Genomic DNA, 17,595 nt, shown 5'->3' on the forward strand with positions numbered 1-17,595 from the left:
ATTCATTTGGAGGTGATCCTATGAAGCAAGAGTCACCAGAAGAAAAAAGAGAACGTATAAGGCAAAGTGAATTGAAAAATAATCCTACAGGTTCTTTAAAGGATGGATTAAACAGAGCTGAAACAGGTAGTCCAGTTGATATGGCAGGTGGTATGAATTGGAAAGGTACAGCGCTAGTAATTTTAGTGCTAGCTTTAGGCTATATTATATACACTTATTTCTTTAGTTAAGAAATAAGTGTTACAACTTAGAATGATTTGCCTTTATTCCGCGTTAATGGACAGTAAAACTCCCATCTCAAAATTCAGTTGGAGCAAAGAAGTTAGGTGGGAGATTAACTGTCCGTAAACGTCCGATTGGTGAGGGCTAATCATCAGTGGGGGATGAACAAAACCCCCACTGATTAAAGTTTCACTTTATTTTTAATACGCAAATAGAGCTAGTTTATGCTAGTTCTATTTTTTTGCCACATTCCTGTAACAAAGCCCCTGTATATTCGGTGGTGGAGGTGCAGAAGATGAAAAAAATGATAGCGATATGTCTTCTTACAACGATGTCATTTTCGACTTTAGTCGGGTGTGATGTAAAAGGTAGCAATACTGTTCAAGAGTCTAAAATAAAGAAAGCAACGTATAAAGAATTTACTTATGATGTCAATCCAGAGACTTTCACGTTAACTGTAGAACATGATGGTGTAAAGGAACAGGCGTCACAGCCCTTGCCGAAAATGAAGGTGTCGAATGTAAAAAAAGATAAGGAACGTACATCTTGGGAATATCCAGATCAAAAAGTAAAAGTGAGTCTAGAGAAGAAAAAAGATCACTTAAATATTGAAGTAGAATCGACTGGTGCAGAAAGCTTTACTTGGCCGAAAGTACAAGCTGAAAATTATACACTTCCGTTATGGGAAGGGAAGCAAATTCCGAGTAATGATGAAAATTGGAAGAAGTTTTTAAAGGATGATGCATATTCATTTGCTGAATCATTTTCTATGAAGTTTTTCGCGTTAAATGGTTCTAAATATTCGATTGTATATATTGCGAACAATATGTTTAATAATGAATTAAAATTTCATTCGGATCCGAAAATAGGATTTGATTTTACACATGAATTCCCGCGTATAAATAAAAGTAAAACATATGGATTTCAATTATATGTGACAAATAATGATGCAGTCAGTATTGCTAAACTGTATAAGGATAATATTGCTGGAAAAGGTGAATTTAAAACATTAAAAGAAAAGGCTAGAAAAAATAAAGAGATAGAAAAGCTTTACGGTGCGGCTCATTTTTATTTTTGGAATCAAAATGGTTTGTCTGACAGTAATGTAAATTGGCCGAAGATAAGAGAGCAAATAAATAGTCCTGTATTTAGCCATATAAAAGAACTTATCCAAAAGAATAGTTCGGAGTCTGGGGAATTGAAAGTATTAGATCAAGTAAGTAAACAAGATTTCATTGATAAGTATCAAAAAAATGTTATTTTACGTTATATAAACGAAGTGTTATCTATGAAAGAATTTTATAAAGATGATATTTTTCAAAACGTTAATCAGGAAGCTAGTGTGCTATTAAAGAAAGGTGTAGGTCACTTAACGAATACAGAATTGTATAGTTTAAATAAGCATTTATTAAAGTCGCTACTTGGTGATGCGGTTGAAGAGGTAAGTAAATGGGGTAATGCAGATGGAACGGACATACTAAAGGAAATGAAAGAGGCAGGAATAGAAAAAGCGTGGATTGGTCTGCCGAACTGGGAACAAGGATTTATGCAACCTAATTTCGTGACAAAAGCTAAGGAAATGGGGTATTTAGTTGGTCCGTATGACTCATATCATTCCATTCACGAAAAAAGTGATAAAAATTGGAACACAGCATCCTTTAATGACCCATCATTATACGAAGAGGCTACTGTAACGAAGAAAAATGGAGAAAAGGTGCAGGGGTTTTTAGGGAGAGGGCGAAAATTAAATCCAACTTTATCTCTGCCTAGTGTAAAAGAACGCATGAATGATATATTACAAAATGGTCCTAAATATAATTCATGGTTTATTGATTGTGATGCGACAGGTGAAATTTACGATGACTATTCAGCGAAACATATAACGACACAAGAGCAAGATTTAAAAGCACGTTTAAAACGAATGGACTACATTGCGCAAGAAAAGGGTATGGTCGTTGGTTCTGAAGGCGGAAATGATTTTGCTAGTAGTACGATAGCATTTGCTCATGGTATTGAAACGCCTGTAATTAAATGGGACGATGAAGATATGAGGAAAAACAAAACAAGTCCGTATTATGTAGGCGGATATTGGTCACCGAATCAAAATGTTCCAGAAAAATATGCAAAACAAGTACCGTTAAAAGAAGAGTATAAACAAGTGTATTTAAATCCTGTATATTCAGTACCGTTATATAAATTAGTATACAATGATTCTATAATAACAACGCATCACTGGGAATGGGGAAGCTTGAAAGTAAAAGATGAGGTCGGAAACCGTATGCTATACGAATTATTGTATAACGTTCCTCCGTTGTACCATTTAGATGAAGTAGAGTGGAATAAGCATAAACAAGAAATTACGCAGCACCTGAAAGTTTGGAATGAAGTTCATGAAAAGGCAGTAAAAGAAGAAATGACGGACTTTGCATATTTGTCAGAAGATAAGTTAGTACAATCAGCTTCGTATGGAAAAAATATTGAAATTATTGTGAATTTCTCAAATGAAGAGATAGAAATACAAAGGACGAAAATAAAAGCAAAATCAGCTTTCATTAATAATCATGGGAAGAAAACAATGTATACACCGTTGGAGAAAAAATAATATGAAATGTACATTACTATATTCATACGGATTGTATTACTAATTTTGTTCTTTATTCTTGCTGCCCATTAAAGTCCGATTGGTGAGGGCTAATAATCAGTGGGGGATGAAGAAAACCCCCACTGATTAAAGTTTCACTTTATGGGGGAATTGAACGATTCGAAATGAATGAATTTATAAATCGGTAATTTTGGAAAATGCGAAATGCGAAATGTTAAATATTTGAAGTTGAAAAATAGTGACTTGCCAAAAATAAGCACGAGAGTATAATGTGAAATGGAGTACATATTGAATTTGCGCAGTAACATTACAAAATTGTAAGGTAATTGAAAGGAAATTCAATATGAAGGTTAATAGACTTGCATTATAATTGGGAAAGAGAAAGAGAGGCGAATGGATATGAGCTCTGAATTAGAACAAAATACGAGAAGCAGTAAAAAACGTTCTAAAAGAAAGTCAATAAAATGGTTCATTTTAATTCCGTTTTTCCTACTTATTTTTGGTGGAGTAGGATATGGATCGTTAATATATAATAAAGCAAAAGCAGTAGTAAGTGATGCATATGCACAAATTGATAAATCATCGAAGCGTGATAAAGAAGTTGAACCTTTAAAGGATAACATTTCAATTCTAATCATGGGTGTTGATGGTAGTGAAATGAGAAAAAGTCAATACGGAGAAGCTGTTCGTACAGATGCACTCTTATTAGCAACAATTAATAAAGATGATAAATCAGTTAAATTAGTAAGTATTCCGCGTGATTCACGTGTATATATTCCATCTAGAAAGAAATTAGATAAAATTACACATGCACACGTATTTGGTGGTGTTGAAAGTACACGCGATACAGTGGAAAGATTTTTAAATGTTCCTGTTGATTATTATGTGAAGTTTAATTTTGAATCATTTGTACAAATTGTCGATTCACTTGGTGGTATTGATATTGATGTACCAGTTACTTTCACAGAACAAGATAGTAAAGACCAAGCTGGTATGATCCATTTAGAAAAAGGGTATCAACATTTAAATGGAGAACAAGCACTTGCGCTTGCAAGAACGCGTAAAATTGACAGTGATGCAATGCGTGGTCAAAGACAACAACTTGTAATTGAAGCAATTGCTAAAAAAGCGATGTCTGTTCAATCTATCAGCAAAATGGGCTCTTTACTTGATGCGGTTGATAAAAATATGAAAACGAACTTAACTTTTGATGATATGCTTGCTATTACGAAAAATATGGCAGGATCTAATTTGGAAATGGAAAAAATGCAAGTGGAAGGTACGGATAAACGTATCGGAGGTATTTATTATTACATTCCAAATGAAAAAAATGTAAAAGATATTTCGAAAAAATTAAATGAACATTTAGGTGTAGCACCAAAGCCAGTTCGAAATGAATAATAAAAAAAGATTGGCCTTTGCCAATCTTTTTTTATCGAGATGGATTAGCAATTTTTCTGTAATGATTTTTTATACTTAAATCATTTCAATTTATATAAACAAAAGGTGCAATTATACGATATACTAGAGGAGACGATTTGGCAATTAACTCCTAATGCTGAAGAGAAGCAAATGCAATTCATCAAAACTATAGAACGAATTGAATTGATAGGAGATCGAAATAGGTTAAAGCAAATTTTCTTGAATATTGTTCAAAATGCCATTAAATATTCACATAAAAATGGTAAAGTATATATTGAAGCGACTAAAAATGAAGGACAAGCAGTGATAAAGGTGAAGGACGAAGGGATTGGAATTGCTAAAGAGCATTTACCATATATAGAATAGTCATTTTACCAGATTAATAATCATGCTACAGGTGCGGGTCTTGGTTTAGCTATCGTTAAAAAGATGGTGGAGCTTCATGGAGGTACAATAAATATTATAAGTAAAGAAGGAATAGGAACGACCATTTTGATAAAACTCCCATTATAATACATATACAGTTTGTTTTATATAGTGTAATAAAATAAATAGATGTATAATTATATTGGGTGATTTATATATAAGATTAATAGGGAGAGGAATTCGATAGAATGGAAAAAGCTTTTAAAATTAAACGAGTAGTATTCGTTTTAATAGCGATTGCAGCAGTAGCTATTGGGTATTTCATGTTTCAATCCATTACTTCACCAGCAAAGGCTGTTGCAAAACAAGAAAATGTAGTACAACTCGCAAGTGAACAACCAAAAGTAGAAATGAATAAAACGGCACCAAGTCGTTTTAATGGCAAGGAAAGAAAAGTTGCTTATCTTACATTTGATGATGGCCCAGGGAAATATACGGCTGAATTATTAAATACGTTAAAACAACATGATGCGAAGGCGACATTCTTTTTAATTGGAGCGAATGTAAAAGAGTTTCCAGATTTAGTGAAACGTGAAAATGCAGAGGGTCATTATGTAGGAATGCATAGTATGACGCATAATTTTGCAAAGTTATATAAAAATGGCGAGTATGTAAATGAGATGAAAGAAGATCAAAGTTTAATCGCTAATATTATTGGGAAATCACCTAAATTAACACGTCCACCATACGGTTCAATGCCTGGATTAAATGAAAGTCTTCGAAATAAAGTGGTAGAAGGCGGCTTTAAAGTGTGGGATTGGACAATTGATTCATTAGACTGGAAATATAACAAAATGCAAGTTGATGCAGCTGCAGCACAAATTGCTCAAAATGTATTAACAAATGCAACAAAACCACAAGAAGTCATTTTAATGCATGACATTCATCCACAATCAGTTGCTGCTGTGCCAGCAATTTTAAAAGGGTTAAAAGAAAAGGGTTATGAGTTTGAAGCTTATCATGAAGAGAGTCACTTCCCAGTGAATTTCTGGCATGATAACCGTATGTAATGGAGGAATGAACGTTGAAGTATGGAAAAGTAGCAGTAGTTGGAGCACTATCAGTAGGACTATTAACAGGTTGTTTCGGTGAAAAACCAGAAGAAAACTTATATACAGCTTTTGAAACAGCGGCGAAGCAAGAAAAATCATTAGTTGATGAAGCGAAAAAATTAGAGAAGTTAGAGAAGGAAGGCCAAGAACTATATTCTCAAATTTTACAAGAAGGTAAAGATCATAATGACGCTGTTATGAAGAAAATAGAGCAAGCTACTGCAAATGTAGATGATCGTGAAAAAGCATTGAAAAATGAGAAAGAAATGCTAGAAAAAGCTCAGAAAGAAACAAAATCTGTTCAAGGAAATATAGAGAAGCTTGAAGATAAAAAGTTACAAAAACAAGCGAAAGCAGTAGAAGAGTCGTATAAAAACCGTTATGATGCATTCCAAAAGATGAATGAAAATTATACGAAGGCGTTGGCGACTGAAAAAGAACTGTATGAAAAATTAAAAGTAAAAGAAACGAAATTAAAAGAGATTGGTGAAAAAGTTAAAGCTGTTAATGAATTAACTGTGGAAGCACAAAAATCAAAAGAGCAATTTAACAATTTTACAAAAGAGTATAATGACAGTAAATTAGCATTCTACAAAGATGCAGAGATTAAGATTAAAGATCAGAAATAAAGAAGAATCTTAAACGTAATAAAAAGCCGGGGAAACATCGTCACAAATGTTTTTTCGGTTTTTTACGTTAAATGAATAGAAAAGACTGGAATTGATATCATAAAAGAGTTATAGTGAATTATTCTAAGGGAAACATTGTTAAGTAAGGAGACTAGAAATATGTCATATGAATTTTTACTCAAATTAGGTTTAGCACTCTTTTTAGGATTATTCATCGGGATAGATAGGCAGCTAAAGAATAAACCGCTTGGCGTGAAAACAAGTATGGTTATTTCTGTAGCAAGTTGTTTAATTACGATGGTTTCAATTGAATCTGTACATGTATATTCTGTTCCAGGGCATACCAATATGGATCCAATGCGTTTAGCTGCTCAAATTGTGAGCGGGATTGGTTTTCTTGGAGCAGGTGTTATTTTACGAAGAAGTAATGATGTTATTTCGGGATTAACGACAGCTTCTATGGTGTGGGCTGCTTCAGCTTTAGGTATTGCGATTGGAGCAGGATTTTATTTGCAAGCGACGGTTGCTATGATTTTAATCATTTTAGCAATTAATGTACTTCCGCAACTTGTGAAAATTGCAGGACCGTATTCATTAAGACAAAAGGACTTGTCTATTAAAATTACTGTAAAAGAGCATCATGAGTTAGATGGTATATTTAAGCAGATTAAAAATTTAGGAATGCATGTAAAACGCGTGAAGATTAAAGATATAGATAGTGGGGCATTTCAGCAATTAGAGATGGTTATTTTAGCTCCAGAAGACTTGTATACGACGGAGTTATATAGTTCCCTAAAAGAGATTGATCGAGTAGTTTCAGTTGAAGTGGAAAGTAGATAATGGTGCTAAAAAAGAGTGAAGTGAATTTACTCTTTTTTAATTTGGATTTTTTAGGAAATAAATTGATATAATGGTGAATAACAAGGGGGGAGAAATGATGGAAATACATATTAGAAGAGCGATAAAAGATGATATACCAGGTATAGCAAAGGTCCACGCTGATAGTTGGAAAACGACATATAAAGGCATATTCCCTAACGAGATTTTAGAAAATATAACATATGAGCAACGGGAAAAACAATGGGAAAATATTTTTCAAAAAGAATGTAATCATCAATTTAGATTTGTAGCAGAGACGTTAAATGGAGAAATAGTTGGATTCATCGATGGGGGAGTTGAAAGAAGTGGTGCATATAATTGTGATGGAGAATTATATGCGATCTACCTTTTACAAGAGTATCAAGGAATGAAAATAGGACAAAAGTTATTTCAAGCTTTACTATCTGAATGTATAAAAAATGATATGCAATCACTTTTAGTATGGGTTGTTACGAATAACCCTTCTAAAACGTTTTATGAAAAATTTAATCCAGAAAAAATTGATACAAAATTTTTAGAGAGATTACAGGTGGAAGAAACAGCGTATTGTTGGAAAGATATTAATAATATTATTATGTAAAGTGTATGTTTGAGAGAGGTATACCAATTAAAGTTTACCTCTTTTGTTTCACTCGAATGGTTTGGACATAATGTGAAAGATATATGAAAAGAAGAAATGAAAGTACTAACAAATAGAAATTTAGAAGTAGTAACTTCTTAGTATAAAATGATGTAAGAGTCTCTCATTGTAGAGACTCTTTTTTTAAAATACAAATAACCAAAAATTACCATGTATTTAAATTAAAATTTAACACAATTTATATATAAATAAGGAGGTGATTGGTAATGGCTAGAAATCGGAATTCTAATCAATTAGCATCACATGGAGCACAAGCGGCTTTAGATCAAATGAAATATGAAATTGCACAAGAGTTTGGTGTACAACTTGGCGCTGATACTTCTTCACGTGCAAACGGTTCTGTAGGCGGTGAAATTACAAAACGCCTTGTAGCGATGGCAGAACAACAACTTGGTGGCGGATATACTCGCTAATTGTAGAAGGTTATAGGAGAAAGGAAGGATTCTTCCTTTCTTTTTTTTTCAATTAATTGGTATGGATATATTGTGAACTGGATTCAAAGAATAGGAATAATACTATATTTTCCCCAATTTCTTTTGTTGTGAATGGGAAGTAGTAAAAATGTAATAGCCCTGGTGGAATGAAAAGTTACGTTCCAGCAGGGCTATTATATGGTAAGAAATATATGATGAAAGGTTTCGAAGCCAACATGTTAAAAAAAGAAAACTGTTGTTTAATTGCGCTTGCATCAGTTCCACTTGTTATGACATTAGGGAATTCAATGCTCATCCCAATTCTGCCGACTATTGAAAAGAAATTACATATTTCATCATTTCAAGTATCCATGATTATTACAATTTACTCTATCGTAGCCATTCTACTTATACCGATTGCTGGTTATTTATCAGATAGATGGGGACGAAAGATGGTAATGGTTCCGAGTTTGCTGATTGCGGCTATAGGAGGAGCGATAACTGGTTGGGTATCTTGGAAAGTTGATAATCCCTACACTTGGATATTGATTGGTAGAGCGATTCAAGGCATTGGTGCTGCTGGTGCAATGCCAGTTGTTATACCGTGTGTTGGTGATTTATACAAAGATGAAAAACAAGTTAGTACAGGTTTAGGAATCATCGAAACATCCAATACATTTGGGAAAGTGTTGAGCCCTATTTTAGGGTCTGCTCTTGCTGCCATTGTATGGTTCCTACCGTTTTGGGCGATTCCAGTTTTATGCGTAGTATCAATTGTTTTATTACTTGTTCTAGTAAAGGCAAAGAAACAAGAAGGAGAAGTACCACCGCTTAAAGAGTTTATAAAATCAATTCTTGCTACGTTTCGAGAAAAAGGAAGATGGTTAATTGCCATTTTTGTATTAGGTGCAATTATTATGCTTATTTTATTCGGAATTCTCTTTTATTTGTCAACTATACTGGAATCAAAGTATGACATTCATGGTATTTGGAAAGGGTGTGTACTTGCAATCCCGTTACTTGTACTGTCACTTAGTTCATATATGGCTGGCAAAAAAATTGGAGACAACCAAAATGTGATGAAGAAGTGTATTTACATTGGTTTTTTAATGGCTGCTGCATCAGTCATCATTCCTTTATTTATAAAAGGAATTTATTTACTACTTCTTTGTCTCGTTATTATGGGGGTAGGAATTGGTATGGCACTCCCATGTTTAGATGCTCTCATTACACAAGGAATTGAAAAGGAGCAAAGGGGGACGGTTACGTCATTTTATAGTTCTATGCGATTTATCGGTGTAGCAGCTGGACCACCTCTATACTCTTTTTTCATGAAAGGTGCTGACCATGAAGTGTTTTATTTAACAAGTATTTTCGCTGGGATCGGTGCTGCTATAGCAATCATTTGGATTAAACCAGCAAAAGATACAAAGAACGTAAAAAAGAAACCAGAACCTACTTCATAATTTGTAAGAGAATTGCATGATGTTTTCAGTAACATGCAATTCTCTTTCGTTCATTAGGAATAAATAACTTGTTTTAACATATAAAGTGCGACACTCCATATGATGAGACCAGAAAATTTATTTAATAATACGATTGTCTTTCCGGTCGAGTCTAGCCTTTTTAGAAATTTCCCCGCTAAAGCTAAACTTATAAACCAAATCCAAGAAACGATAATAGTTGCAAGTGTGAAAGCCCATTTTTCATTTCCTATGTATTGAATAGAATTGGTTCCAATTACACCGATTGTATCTAAAATTGCATGTGGATTTAATAACGAAACCGATGCGGCGAAAAGGATTTGCTTTTTTAAGGGCATGCTTTTTTCTTGTTTTACATCGTTGGAAGGGTTACTTCTCCAAATAACAAAGCCCATGTATAGGAGAAAGAAAAATCCAATTATATATAACGAGTTAGTTAGCCAAGAAAAAGTAAGGAGTACAAGGGAAACACCTTGTACCGCTATCAATATGAGTAACGTATCACATATAGAGGCAGTTAATACGACAGGGGCTGCTCTCCAAATATTCGGTTGGCTCGCACCTTGGTTAAAGACGAAAACATTTTGAACACCTAATGGAATGATAAGGCCAAATGCAAGAATGATACCATGAATAATTGCTTCACTCATCATATTACCTCCTATTTTAATTCGTTATGATAGTGTATATTGTATAGAAGAAATGAAAATTTGTATCCATCCATATGGTTGGGGAGGTTACCAACCAAAAAGAATGTAAGGTGATATGATGGGAAGAATCGTTTGGAAACCGAATATGTCTCTAGCGACGCCTCTATATAAACAAATAGAAATGTATATAAAAGAAAGAATCGTTAATGGAGAATGGACTGTTGGAACGAAATTACCTTCACAAAGAGAATTGGCATATACATTTGGTGTGAATCGAAGCACAATTGTAATGGCTTTCGATGAACTAGTTGCAAAGGGGTACATTGAAGGGAATGGCAGGAAAGGAACAATTGTTGTAAATAATAATGTGAATGCTTCCACATACGCACCCCCGCCTAATTGGCAGTCTTATGTAGAAACAGGACTTCATTATCCGAATCTGCCTGCTATTCAAGAAATAAATCAAGCTGAATTTGATCCGCATGTAATTCGTTTAGGAACAGGTGAGCTCGCGCCAAGTCTTTTACCTGAAAAAAAGATGAAAGATATTATGAATAAGCTTTTAGGAGCCAAGATGATACTTGGCTATGAAGAGCCGAAAGGAAATCTTTCTTTAAGGAAGAAGATTGCAGATTATTTAAAAGGACAGGGTATATATGTATCTCCTGACTCTATATTAATTGTTTCAGGAGCAATTCAAGCGCTTCAACTTATTTCTATTGGGCTTCTTCCGAAAGGAGCGTCAATTTTATTAGAAAAACCATCATATTTATACTCTCTCAATGTTTTTCAATCAGCAGGAATACGTTTAATTGGAATGCCATTGGATGAGAGTGGGCTAGATGTGTCATATATTGCGAAATATAAGAAGCAATTTAATGCTTCTATTTTATATACAATCCCTTCTTTTCATAATCCAACTAATTTTAGCATGGATACGAAGAAGCGGACAGAAGTGATGGAGATATGCAATGAGATTGGATTGCCTATTATAGAGGACGCAGTGTATCAAGACTTATGGTTTGATGCTCCTATTTCGAAACCTTTAAAAGCACATGATAAAAATGGAATCGTACTACATATTGGAAGTATGTCTAAAGTTATTAGTCCGGGATTAAGAATTGGATGGATTGTTGGGTCTGAGCCTGTTATTCAAAGATTGGCAGACATAAAAATGCAAACAGATTATGGATCGAGTTCTATATCCCAGCAAATTGCAGCGGAATGGTTTACAAATGGATTGTATGATGAACATTTAAAGTTTGTAAGAACTAAGTTGAAAAAACGCAGAGATTTTATGTTACAAATGTTAGAGAAATATTGCCATGATATAGCAACTTGGTATGAACCAGCAGGTGGTTTTTATATTTGGTTACATATGAATATCCCCGTTTCAAATCGTAGCTTATTTGACAAAGCCTTGAAAGAAAAGGTTTTATTAAATCCAGGTACTTTGTATGATAGAAGTGCAAATCAATTTTTGCGTTTATCATATTCATACGCAACGTTAGAAGAAATTGAAATAGGTATAAAAAAACTTGCACAACTAATGAAAAAGTAAGAGGAGAAAGTAATGAAACAATATGTAATTTGCCAAATTATCAATGGAGAAAAATATTTAGCTGCTTATGCGGAGACGAAGCAGGAAGCAATTGAAAAAGCAGAATTGTTAGGATTACGAACGGGAAATCGATACACCGTTATTACTGCAGAGGAAGCAGAAGAGTTAACTTATCCTTAAACAACGTATAATAATGATGCAGAAAGTAAATAAGCTTAGTAATATATTATTACTAGGCTTATTTTTTTGAAAGCGTTACGTGTTCTCGTATAAAAGATAATAATATTATGAGTCAAGTTGACGGAAATAACGATTTGATTTTCGATCCTGTTTTCCGTTTCTATAGTTATCAATATATTGTCTGAAGTTCCACGATTGTAAAAACTTATTTGCGGCGTTATAACCAGAATTGTATAGCCACTCTTTTTCTTCCATTGTTAACTCAAAGTTTGTACTAGTAATGGACCCTGTTGGGATTGTAATTGTTCTTGCTTTTGATTCCTTGTCTAAATGACGTAAATCATGGGCTTGCATCATTGTTTTAAAAAGTCCTTTGAACATGGAGATCGGCTCGTTGTAGTGGGCTGGGTCAGCTTGAATCTCATCTTTTACGAAATGAAACCCAAAAGTCGGCCAGCGGGGAGAGGTAGGGGAGTCGAAAATCCAAATTGGATAATTGCTTAAAATTCCTCCATCAACCATATAACAAGGCTGCTTCCATTTTGGGGTTCTCCATTTCACCGGTTCAAAAAAGAAGGGGATTGTACTACTCATTCGTACAGCTTTAGCAATAGAGAAGCGATAATTTAAAAATCCGTAGTTTGGTAAATCATCGGGAAAGATAACCATTTTACCATTACTTATATCAGAAGCGATAATTTTAAGCTTATTTAAATCAGGTAAATCTGTAAATAAATGAACTCCTTTTTTTCGAAGTAATTCTTCAATCCATTCTTCTATAAAAATATTAGAGTAAATACCAAGAGTAGTCCATGCGCTTAATCCTTTTCCGATAAATGGGATTCTGTCAATAAAGGTTTTCTTCGTAAATTTATTATAATCAATATTTGTTATAATCGTTTTTAGCTCTGAGCAAGAGTATCCTGCTGCTAGGAGCGCAGCGATAATCGAACCAGCTGATGTTCCAGCTACACGTTCCCATTCATAGCCTTTTTCAGCTAACGCGCAAATTGCCCCTACATGCGCAATTCCGCGTACACCGCCTCCTTCAAAAACACCATCAATCTTCATAAAGCATACTTCCTTTCACATGAAAAATTTGAAAATGGCAAAAAAGCACGTATTGTACGTGCTTTTTTACAATAGTTTTTAAATTTACTAGCAGCCTACAAAGCCGCCCCAACAGCTAGCTCCGATGATGATTAGAAGGATGAATAAAACGATTAATAAAGCGAAACCTCCATAACCACATCCACCACAACTACCGCCGTAACCGCCGTAACCGTAGCCGCCGCAACTATATCCGTAACCCATGTGGAATTCCTCCTTATATTAAAAATAAAAATGAACGAGGGGAAAATGTACTGGAAGAAATAATGAACTATCGTGTTTGTAGGAACAATGTATACTATGCTTTTTTAAACTTGTTCGCGTATGAAGGAAGAGCCCGTTTTTTCGGAGGCTTGTTGTTTTTATAAAGAATGGAGTATAATTTTTGTGCGATGATACAAATAAGTATGTAAATATAAGGAGAATGTATGAATAAACAAATTGAAGTATTAATTGATAAATATGGGCTGACGCATTTAAAAGAGGAACTTATGAATACTGTATTTCCTTGTATAAAAGTTGTGCCAAAGCAGGAGGAAACAGTAGCGATAGGTAGTTCGAAAATGGGAGGGGTTCCTGACTTGCCATTTACATTTGAATATCCAACGCATAAAGGAAATCCGTTACAGTTTATTGCACAATTTAATTTAAAGGATTTACAAAATGTTGGTATAGATCATAATCTTCCTAAGACAGGGATGTTATATTTCTTTAGCGTTGAAAATTACTTTGAAGAAGATGTGAATCCAACCGAAGCGGGACGTGTACTTTATTATGATGTTCCTGTTGAGCAATTACGGAGAGCGGATGAATTGCAAACGGATTATAACCAGTGTGCAACTACTTTTGAACTGACATATAAATTGCCAGAGCTTTTCATTGAAGATGAGAAGGATTCAGATCGTTTCTTACAATTACTTGAAGAGCTAATCCCAGATAACTACGATAACCATCAAATATTTGGTGAGCCATTTTCTGTACAAGATGAGGTATTGTACGAAACTGGACAGTATATGGAAATAGACCCGCAGCAAATGACGCTTTTATTCCAAATTGACTCAGATACTAAAAATTGTAATATGATGTGGGGAGATTTAGGGATGCTTTATTTCTGCATTGGAAATGAAGACTTGAAAAATCGACGTTTTGAAAATGCATGTTGTGTATTACAAACCTGCTAAGGAAGAAGGTTGTTCTTATAAAAAGAACAGCCTTTTTACAATGTTAAATATGCATAATCTCATATGACCTATACGAAAAAGTATTGTATACTCTGAAACTATACGATACTTTTTCGTATAGTTATAGAATGTAAGGAGTGACATGATGGGAAAGACAAGTAAGTATGTGACAGCTGCTGCACTTTGTTCAACGATAGTAATGGGAGGCTTACAGGCTTCATCTGTATCTTATGCAGCTACGAATTCAACTGTAGCGACATCACAATCAGATGCAAAGTTGTTAAATGATTTTAGAAAAGAATTAAAAAAACAGGTTGATAATCGAGAAGAAAATATTACAATCACATATAAAACGAAAGATAGAAATGCTAGAAATGTGATGGACCAATTGTACGGCGAGTTTAATAAAGTTGTAGATGCAGATGAGTATGTAAAATATAATGTAGCGTCTACTAAATATTCTATTAAAGGGTTACCAGGAAACTATACGTTTACACTGCAAGTTAAGTACCGTGAATCAAAAGAGCAAACACAATATGTAAAATCCCAGGCGAAAGCGATTATAGGCTCGATTGTAAAACCAGGAATGGATGAGCATGAGAAAGTAAAAGCTATTCATGATTACGTTGTAAAACATGTATCGTATGATACGTCTTATGGAGCATATACAGCATATGAAGCGTTAGCGAATCGTTCTGCCGTTTGCCAAGGATATACGTTATTAACATATGAATTACTAAAAGAAGCGGGTATCCAAAACCATATTGTAACAGGTACAGGAAATGGACAAGCTCACGCATGGAATTTAGTGAACATTGAAAACAAATGGTACCACCTTGATACTACATTCGATGATCCGGTACCGGATAAAGCTGGGCGCGTAACATATTCATATTTTAATATGTCTGATGAGCAATTAAGTAAAGATCACGACTGGGATCGTAGTAAATATCCTGCAGCATCTACAAGTTATTTTAATGAATTAACAAACAAAATAAAAGCGGGTAGTTCAAAGACTGCGGCTTATGAACAAATGTTAAAAGAAACAAATTTAAAATATATGTCTACACAATACGGAGCAGAGAATTATAGTGAGTTTAAGAAGAAATTACAGCAACAATTTGCTTCTAAGCCAGAAAAGGTAGAAGTACGATATAAGCAGTCTATGGATGGAACAATGCAAGATATAAAGAAAGTGTTAAATGAAATAAATTGGCCAAAAGGTGCAAAGCGTGTATCTTATCAAGTAGCACCTTATAGTGCGATGGCAGATTATTCATTAGCGACAATTACATTTACGTATTAAGTAATGAAAAAGAGCATCTGTAAAAAGGTGCTCTTTTTACATTTGTTTATCACTTTAAAATATTGGGAATTATGTGATAAAATAACGAGGAGAGGATGTGAATGCTGAATGAACTTCTTCGAAAGTAATATATTTACATTGATATATACTTGTTTAGTAATCGGACTTATCGTTTTGTTTTTCATATCATTTACTTTGTTTATTAGAAGAGTATTACAAAGCAGTGCTGCAAAGAAACACCACGCGATTAATATGAACCAGAAGCTAGATCGAATTATTGAATTGCTTGAAAAAGATAAGAAATAGTGATAAAAGAAGTATGAAAAGGGGAAAGAGAATGGCCAATTATATAAAAGAATTACGTGAAAAAGTAGGACATGATTATGTTTTCTTAAACTTTGCCGGTGGTTGTGTATTTAATAAAGAAGGAGAAGTATTACTGCAAAAAAGAGGAGACTTTAATGCCTGGGGCTTTCCTGGCGGGGCAATGGAAATTGGAGAATCGGCTACAGAAACTGCAATTCGAGAAATAAAAGAAGAAACCGGGTATGATGTAGAAATAAATGAGCTTATTGGAGTGTATACAAAATATTTTCAATCATATCCAAATGGAGACAAGGCACAGTCAATTGTGATAGTCTTTTCATGCTCAATTGTTGGAGGAGAGAAAAGAACAGACGGTGATGAAACATTGGATTTGCAGTTTTTCCCGTTAGATAAAATGCCGCCTTTATTTTGTAAACAACATGAAGATTGCTTGCAGGATGTATTGGAGAAAAGAGTAGGGGTATATCGTTAACATATAAAAAAGAAGCTAAATGAGATTAGCTTCTTTTTTATGTTTTACTTACTTCCACCAATCATCAAACATAGATGCTGGAACTTGTCTCTTATGTTCGCTCACTGTGTAACGTTTTTCAATTTTTTCTGCAACGTCAGTTGGAACTGCTTTACCTTCTAAATAGTCATCAAGTTGATCGTATGTAATACCTAACTCTGTTTCATCAGCTTGACCAGGTTTTTCATCCAATAAATCAGCTGTTGGCATTTTTAAATAAAGTCGCTCGTCTGCACCTAATTCTTGTAGTAAAGCACGTCCTTGGCGCTTCGTTAATCCTGTTAATGGTAATAAATCTGCACCACCATCTCCGAATTTTGTAAAGAATCCCGTTACAGCTTCTGCAGCGTGATCTGTTCCGATAACAAGAAGGCTGTTTTGTCCACCGATTGCATATTGTGTAACCATGCGGATACGTGCTTTCACGTTACCTTTATTGAAATCTGTTAATGATTCACCTAATAAGTTTTCGTATTGATTTGAGAAAGCATCAACTGTTGAAGCGATATCAAATGCAACAGATTGATCAGCTTGAATAAATTGTAATGCTAATTGCGCATCATCTTCGTCTTTTTGCACTTTATAGGGAAGGCGCACGGCGATAAACGTTGCGTTACCACCTTCATTACGAATTTCTTCAACTGCAAGCTGGGCTAAACGTCCCGCTAATGTAGAGTCTTGTCCGCCACTAATTCCAAGTACAAATCCTTTCGCACCTGTTTTTTTTACATAATCTTTTAAGAAATCAACACGTTTACGGATTTCTGCTTTCGGATCAATTACAGGTTGAACGTGTAATGCTTTCATAATCTGTTCTTGCAATGTCATTATGTTTTCCTCCTATTCATATTAAAGCGGTAAATAAGTTTATATGTATATTGGTACATACTTCTATCCTTTATTATTTCGCAAAATTAACGAATATACAATAGGATGTGTGTATGAATATGAATGTAGTCATTATAATGAAACTGCATCGTTTAAGCAATTTTTTTGAAAC

General features: G+C 34.2%; 19 protein-coding genes and 1 pseudogene. 16 read left to right on the top strand and 4 right to left on the bottom strand.

From position 1 onward, the window contains the following. The first annotated feature begins 20 nt into the window (after positions 1-20). The 10 genes and pseudogenes from ACTFRN_RS12340 to ACTFRN_RS12385 all read left to right on the top strand — a co-directional run bounded on the left by ACTFRN_RS12340 (position 21) and on the right by ACTFRN_RS12385 (position 9,751). The gene (locus ACTFRN_RS12340; RefSeq protein WP_000808278.1) at positions 21-230 is read left to right on the top strand and encodes a DUF6366 family protein; all 210 of its coding nucleotides are present in this window, start codon (positions 21-23) and stop codon (positions 228-230) included. 287 nt (positions 231-517) lie between these two features. Then, complete coding sequence (locus tag ACTFRN_RS12345; protein WP_088106648.1) at positions 518-2,824, top strand: glycoside hydrolase; 2,307 nt, start codon at positions 518-520, stop codon at positions 2,822-2,824. A 399-nt stretch (positions 2,825-3,223) separates the two neighbouring features. Then, the gene (locus tag ACTFRN_RS12350; protein WP_011040234.1) at positions 3,224-4,225 is read left to right on the top strand and encodes an LCP family protein; all 1,002 of its coding nucleotides are present in this window, start codon (positions 3,224-3,226) and stop codon (positions 4,223-4,225) included. Positions 4,226-4,294: 69 nt separating this feature from the next. Next, a pseudogene (locus ACTFRN_RS12355) lies at positions 4,295-4,759 on the top strand (sensor histidine kinase); the annotation flags it as partial. A 101-nt stretch (positions 4,760-4,860) separates the two neighbouring features. Next, the gene (locus ACTFRN_RS12360; protein WP_000409387.1) at positions 4,861-5,682 is read left to right on the top strand and encodes a peptidoglycan-N-acetylglucosamine deacetylase; all 822 of its coding nucleotides are present in this window, start codon (positions 4,861-4,863) and stop codon (positions 5,680-5,682) included. A gap of 14 nt (positions 5,683-5,696) precedes the next feature. Then, positions 5,697-6,353, top strand: coding sequence for a YkyA family protein (locus ACTFRN_RS12365; RefSeq protein ID WP_000873548.1), 657 nt, complete (start codon positions 5,697-5,699; stop codon positions 6,351-6,353). 159 nt (positions 6,354-6,512) lie between these two features. Next, positions 6,513-7,193 carry an MgtC/SapB family protein gene (locus ACTFRN_RS12370; protein WP_000119508.1) on the top strand — a complete coding sequence of 227 codons (681 nt, stop codon included), beginning with the start codon at positions 6,513-6,515 and terminating at the stop codon, positions 7,191-7,193. A gap of 94 nt (positions 7,194-7,287) precedes the next feature. Further along, positions 7,288-7,812, top strand: coding sequence for a GNAT family N-acetyltransferase (locus ACTFRN_RS12375; RefSeq protein ID WP_014893817.1), 525 nt, complete (start codon positions 7,288-7,290; stop codon positions 7,810-7,812). Between the two features lie 266 nt (positions 7,813-8,078). Beyond that, a complete protein-coding gene (locus tag ACTFRN_RS12380) occupies positions 8,079-8,285 on the top strand; it encodes an alpha/beta-type small acid-soluble spore protein (protein WP_000113545.1) in 207 nt (68 codons plus the stop codon). A 236-nt stretch (positions 8,286-8,521) separates the two neighbouring features. Continuing rightward, positions 8,522-9,751: an MFS transporter gene (locus ACTFRN_RS12385; protein ID WP_124878404.1), complete on the top strand. Its 1,230-nt coding sequence runs from the start codon at positions 8,522-8,524 to the stop codon at positions 9,749-9,751. A gap of 53 nt (positions 9,752-9,804) precedes the next feature. Here ACTFRN_RS12385 and ACTFRN_RS12390 read toward each other — a convergent pair whose 3' ends face one another. Next, positions 9,805-10,419: a LysE/ArgO family amino acid transporter gene (locus ACTFRN_RS12390; RefSeq protein WP_001287294.1), complete on the bottom strand. Its 615-nt coding sequence runs from the start codon at positions 10,417-10,419 to the stop codon at positions 9,805-9,807. 118 nt (positions 10,420-10,537) lie between these two features. Here ACTFRN_RS12390 and ACTFRN_RS12395 point away from each other — a divergent pair, with 118 nt between their 5' ends. Further along, a complete protein-coding gene (locus ACTFRN_RS12395) occupies positions 10,538-11,980 on the top strand; it encodes an aminotransferase-like domain-containing protein (protein ID WP_074567829.1) in 1,443 nt (480 codons plus the stop codon). Between the two features lie 12 nt (positions 11,981-11,992). Then, entirely contained in the window at positions 11,993-12,160 is a 168-nt protein-coding gene (locus tag ACTFRN_RS12400) for a DUF3933 family protein (RefSeq protein WP_014893816.1), read from the top strand. Positions 12,161-12,265: 105 nt separating this feature from the next. Here the strand turns inward: ACTFRN_RS12400 and ACTFRN_RS12405 are convergent, their stop codons facing one another. Continuing rightward, complete coding sequence (locus ACTFRN_RS12405) at positions 12,266-13,231, bottom strand: patatin-like phospholipase family protein (protein WP_074567830.1); 966 nt, start codon at positions 13,229-13,231, stop codon at positions 12,266-12,268. An 87-nt stretch (positions 13,232-13,318) separates the two neighbouring features. Beyond that, the gene (locus tag ACTFRN_RS12410) at positions 13,319-13,474 is read right to left on the bottom strand and encodes a YjcZ family sporulation protein (protein WP_000540426.1); all 156 of its coding nucleotides are present in this window, start codon (positions 13,472-13,474) and stop codon (positions 13,319-13,321) included. 224 nt (positions 13,475-13,698) lie between these two features. On the opposite strand from ACTFRN_RS12410, the gene ACTFRN_RS12415 reads away from it, so the two are divergent. From ACTFRN_RS12415 to ACTFRN_RS12430, 4 genes are all read left to right on the top strand, one after another. After that, positions 13,699-14,451 (top strand): YwqG family protein, encoded by a 753-nt coding sequence (locus ACTFRN_RS12415; protein WP_074567831.1) that lies wholly within the window; start codon positions 13,699-13,701, stop codon positions 14,449-14,451. 145 nt (positions 14,452-14,596) lie between these two features. Then, positions 14,597-15,757, top strand: a complete 1,161-nt coding sequence (locus ACTFRN_RS12420) for a transglutaminase domain-containing protein (RefSeq protein ID WP_000520871.1) — start codon at positions 14,597-14,599, stop codon at positions 15,755-15,757. Positions 15,758-15,865: 108 nt separating this feature from the next. Next, on the top strand, positions 15,866-16,063 hold the full coding sequence (locus tag ACTFRN_RS12425; protein ID WP_014893815.1) for a DUF4083 domain-containing protein: 198 nt from the start codon (positions 15,866-15,868) through the stop codon (positions 16,061-16,063). Positions 16,064-16,094: 31 nt separating this feature from the next. Then, positions 16,095-16,556: an NUDIX hydrolase gene (locus ACTFRN_RS12430; protein WP_074567832.1), complete on the top strand. Its 462-nt coding sequence runs from the start codon at positions 16,095-16,097 to the stop codon at positions 16,554-16,556. Between the two features lie 48 nt (positions 16,557-16,604). Here the strand turns inward: ACTFRN_RS12430 and nadE are convergent, their stop codons facing one another. Continuing rightward, positions 16,605-17,423, bottom strand: coding sequence for an ammonia-dependent NAD(+) synthetase (nadE, locus tag ACTFRN_RS12435; RefSeq protein ID WP_000174882.1), 819 nt, complete (start codon positions 17,421-17,423; stop codon positions 16,605-16,607). Between the last annotated feature and the right edge of the window lie 172 nt (positions 17,424-17,595).

Origin of the sequence: Bacillus cereus group sp. MYBK245-2 (assembly GCF_051916145.1) — a bacterium.
Classification (GTDB): Bacteria; Bacillota; Bacilli; order Bacillales; family Bacillaceae_G; genus Bacillus_A; species Bacillus_A pacificus.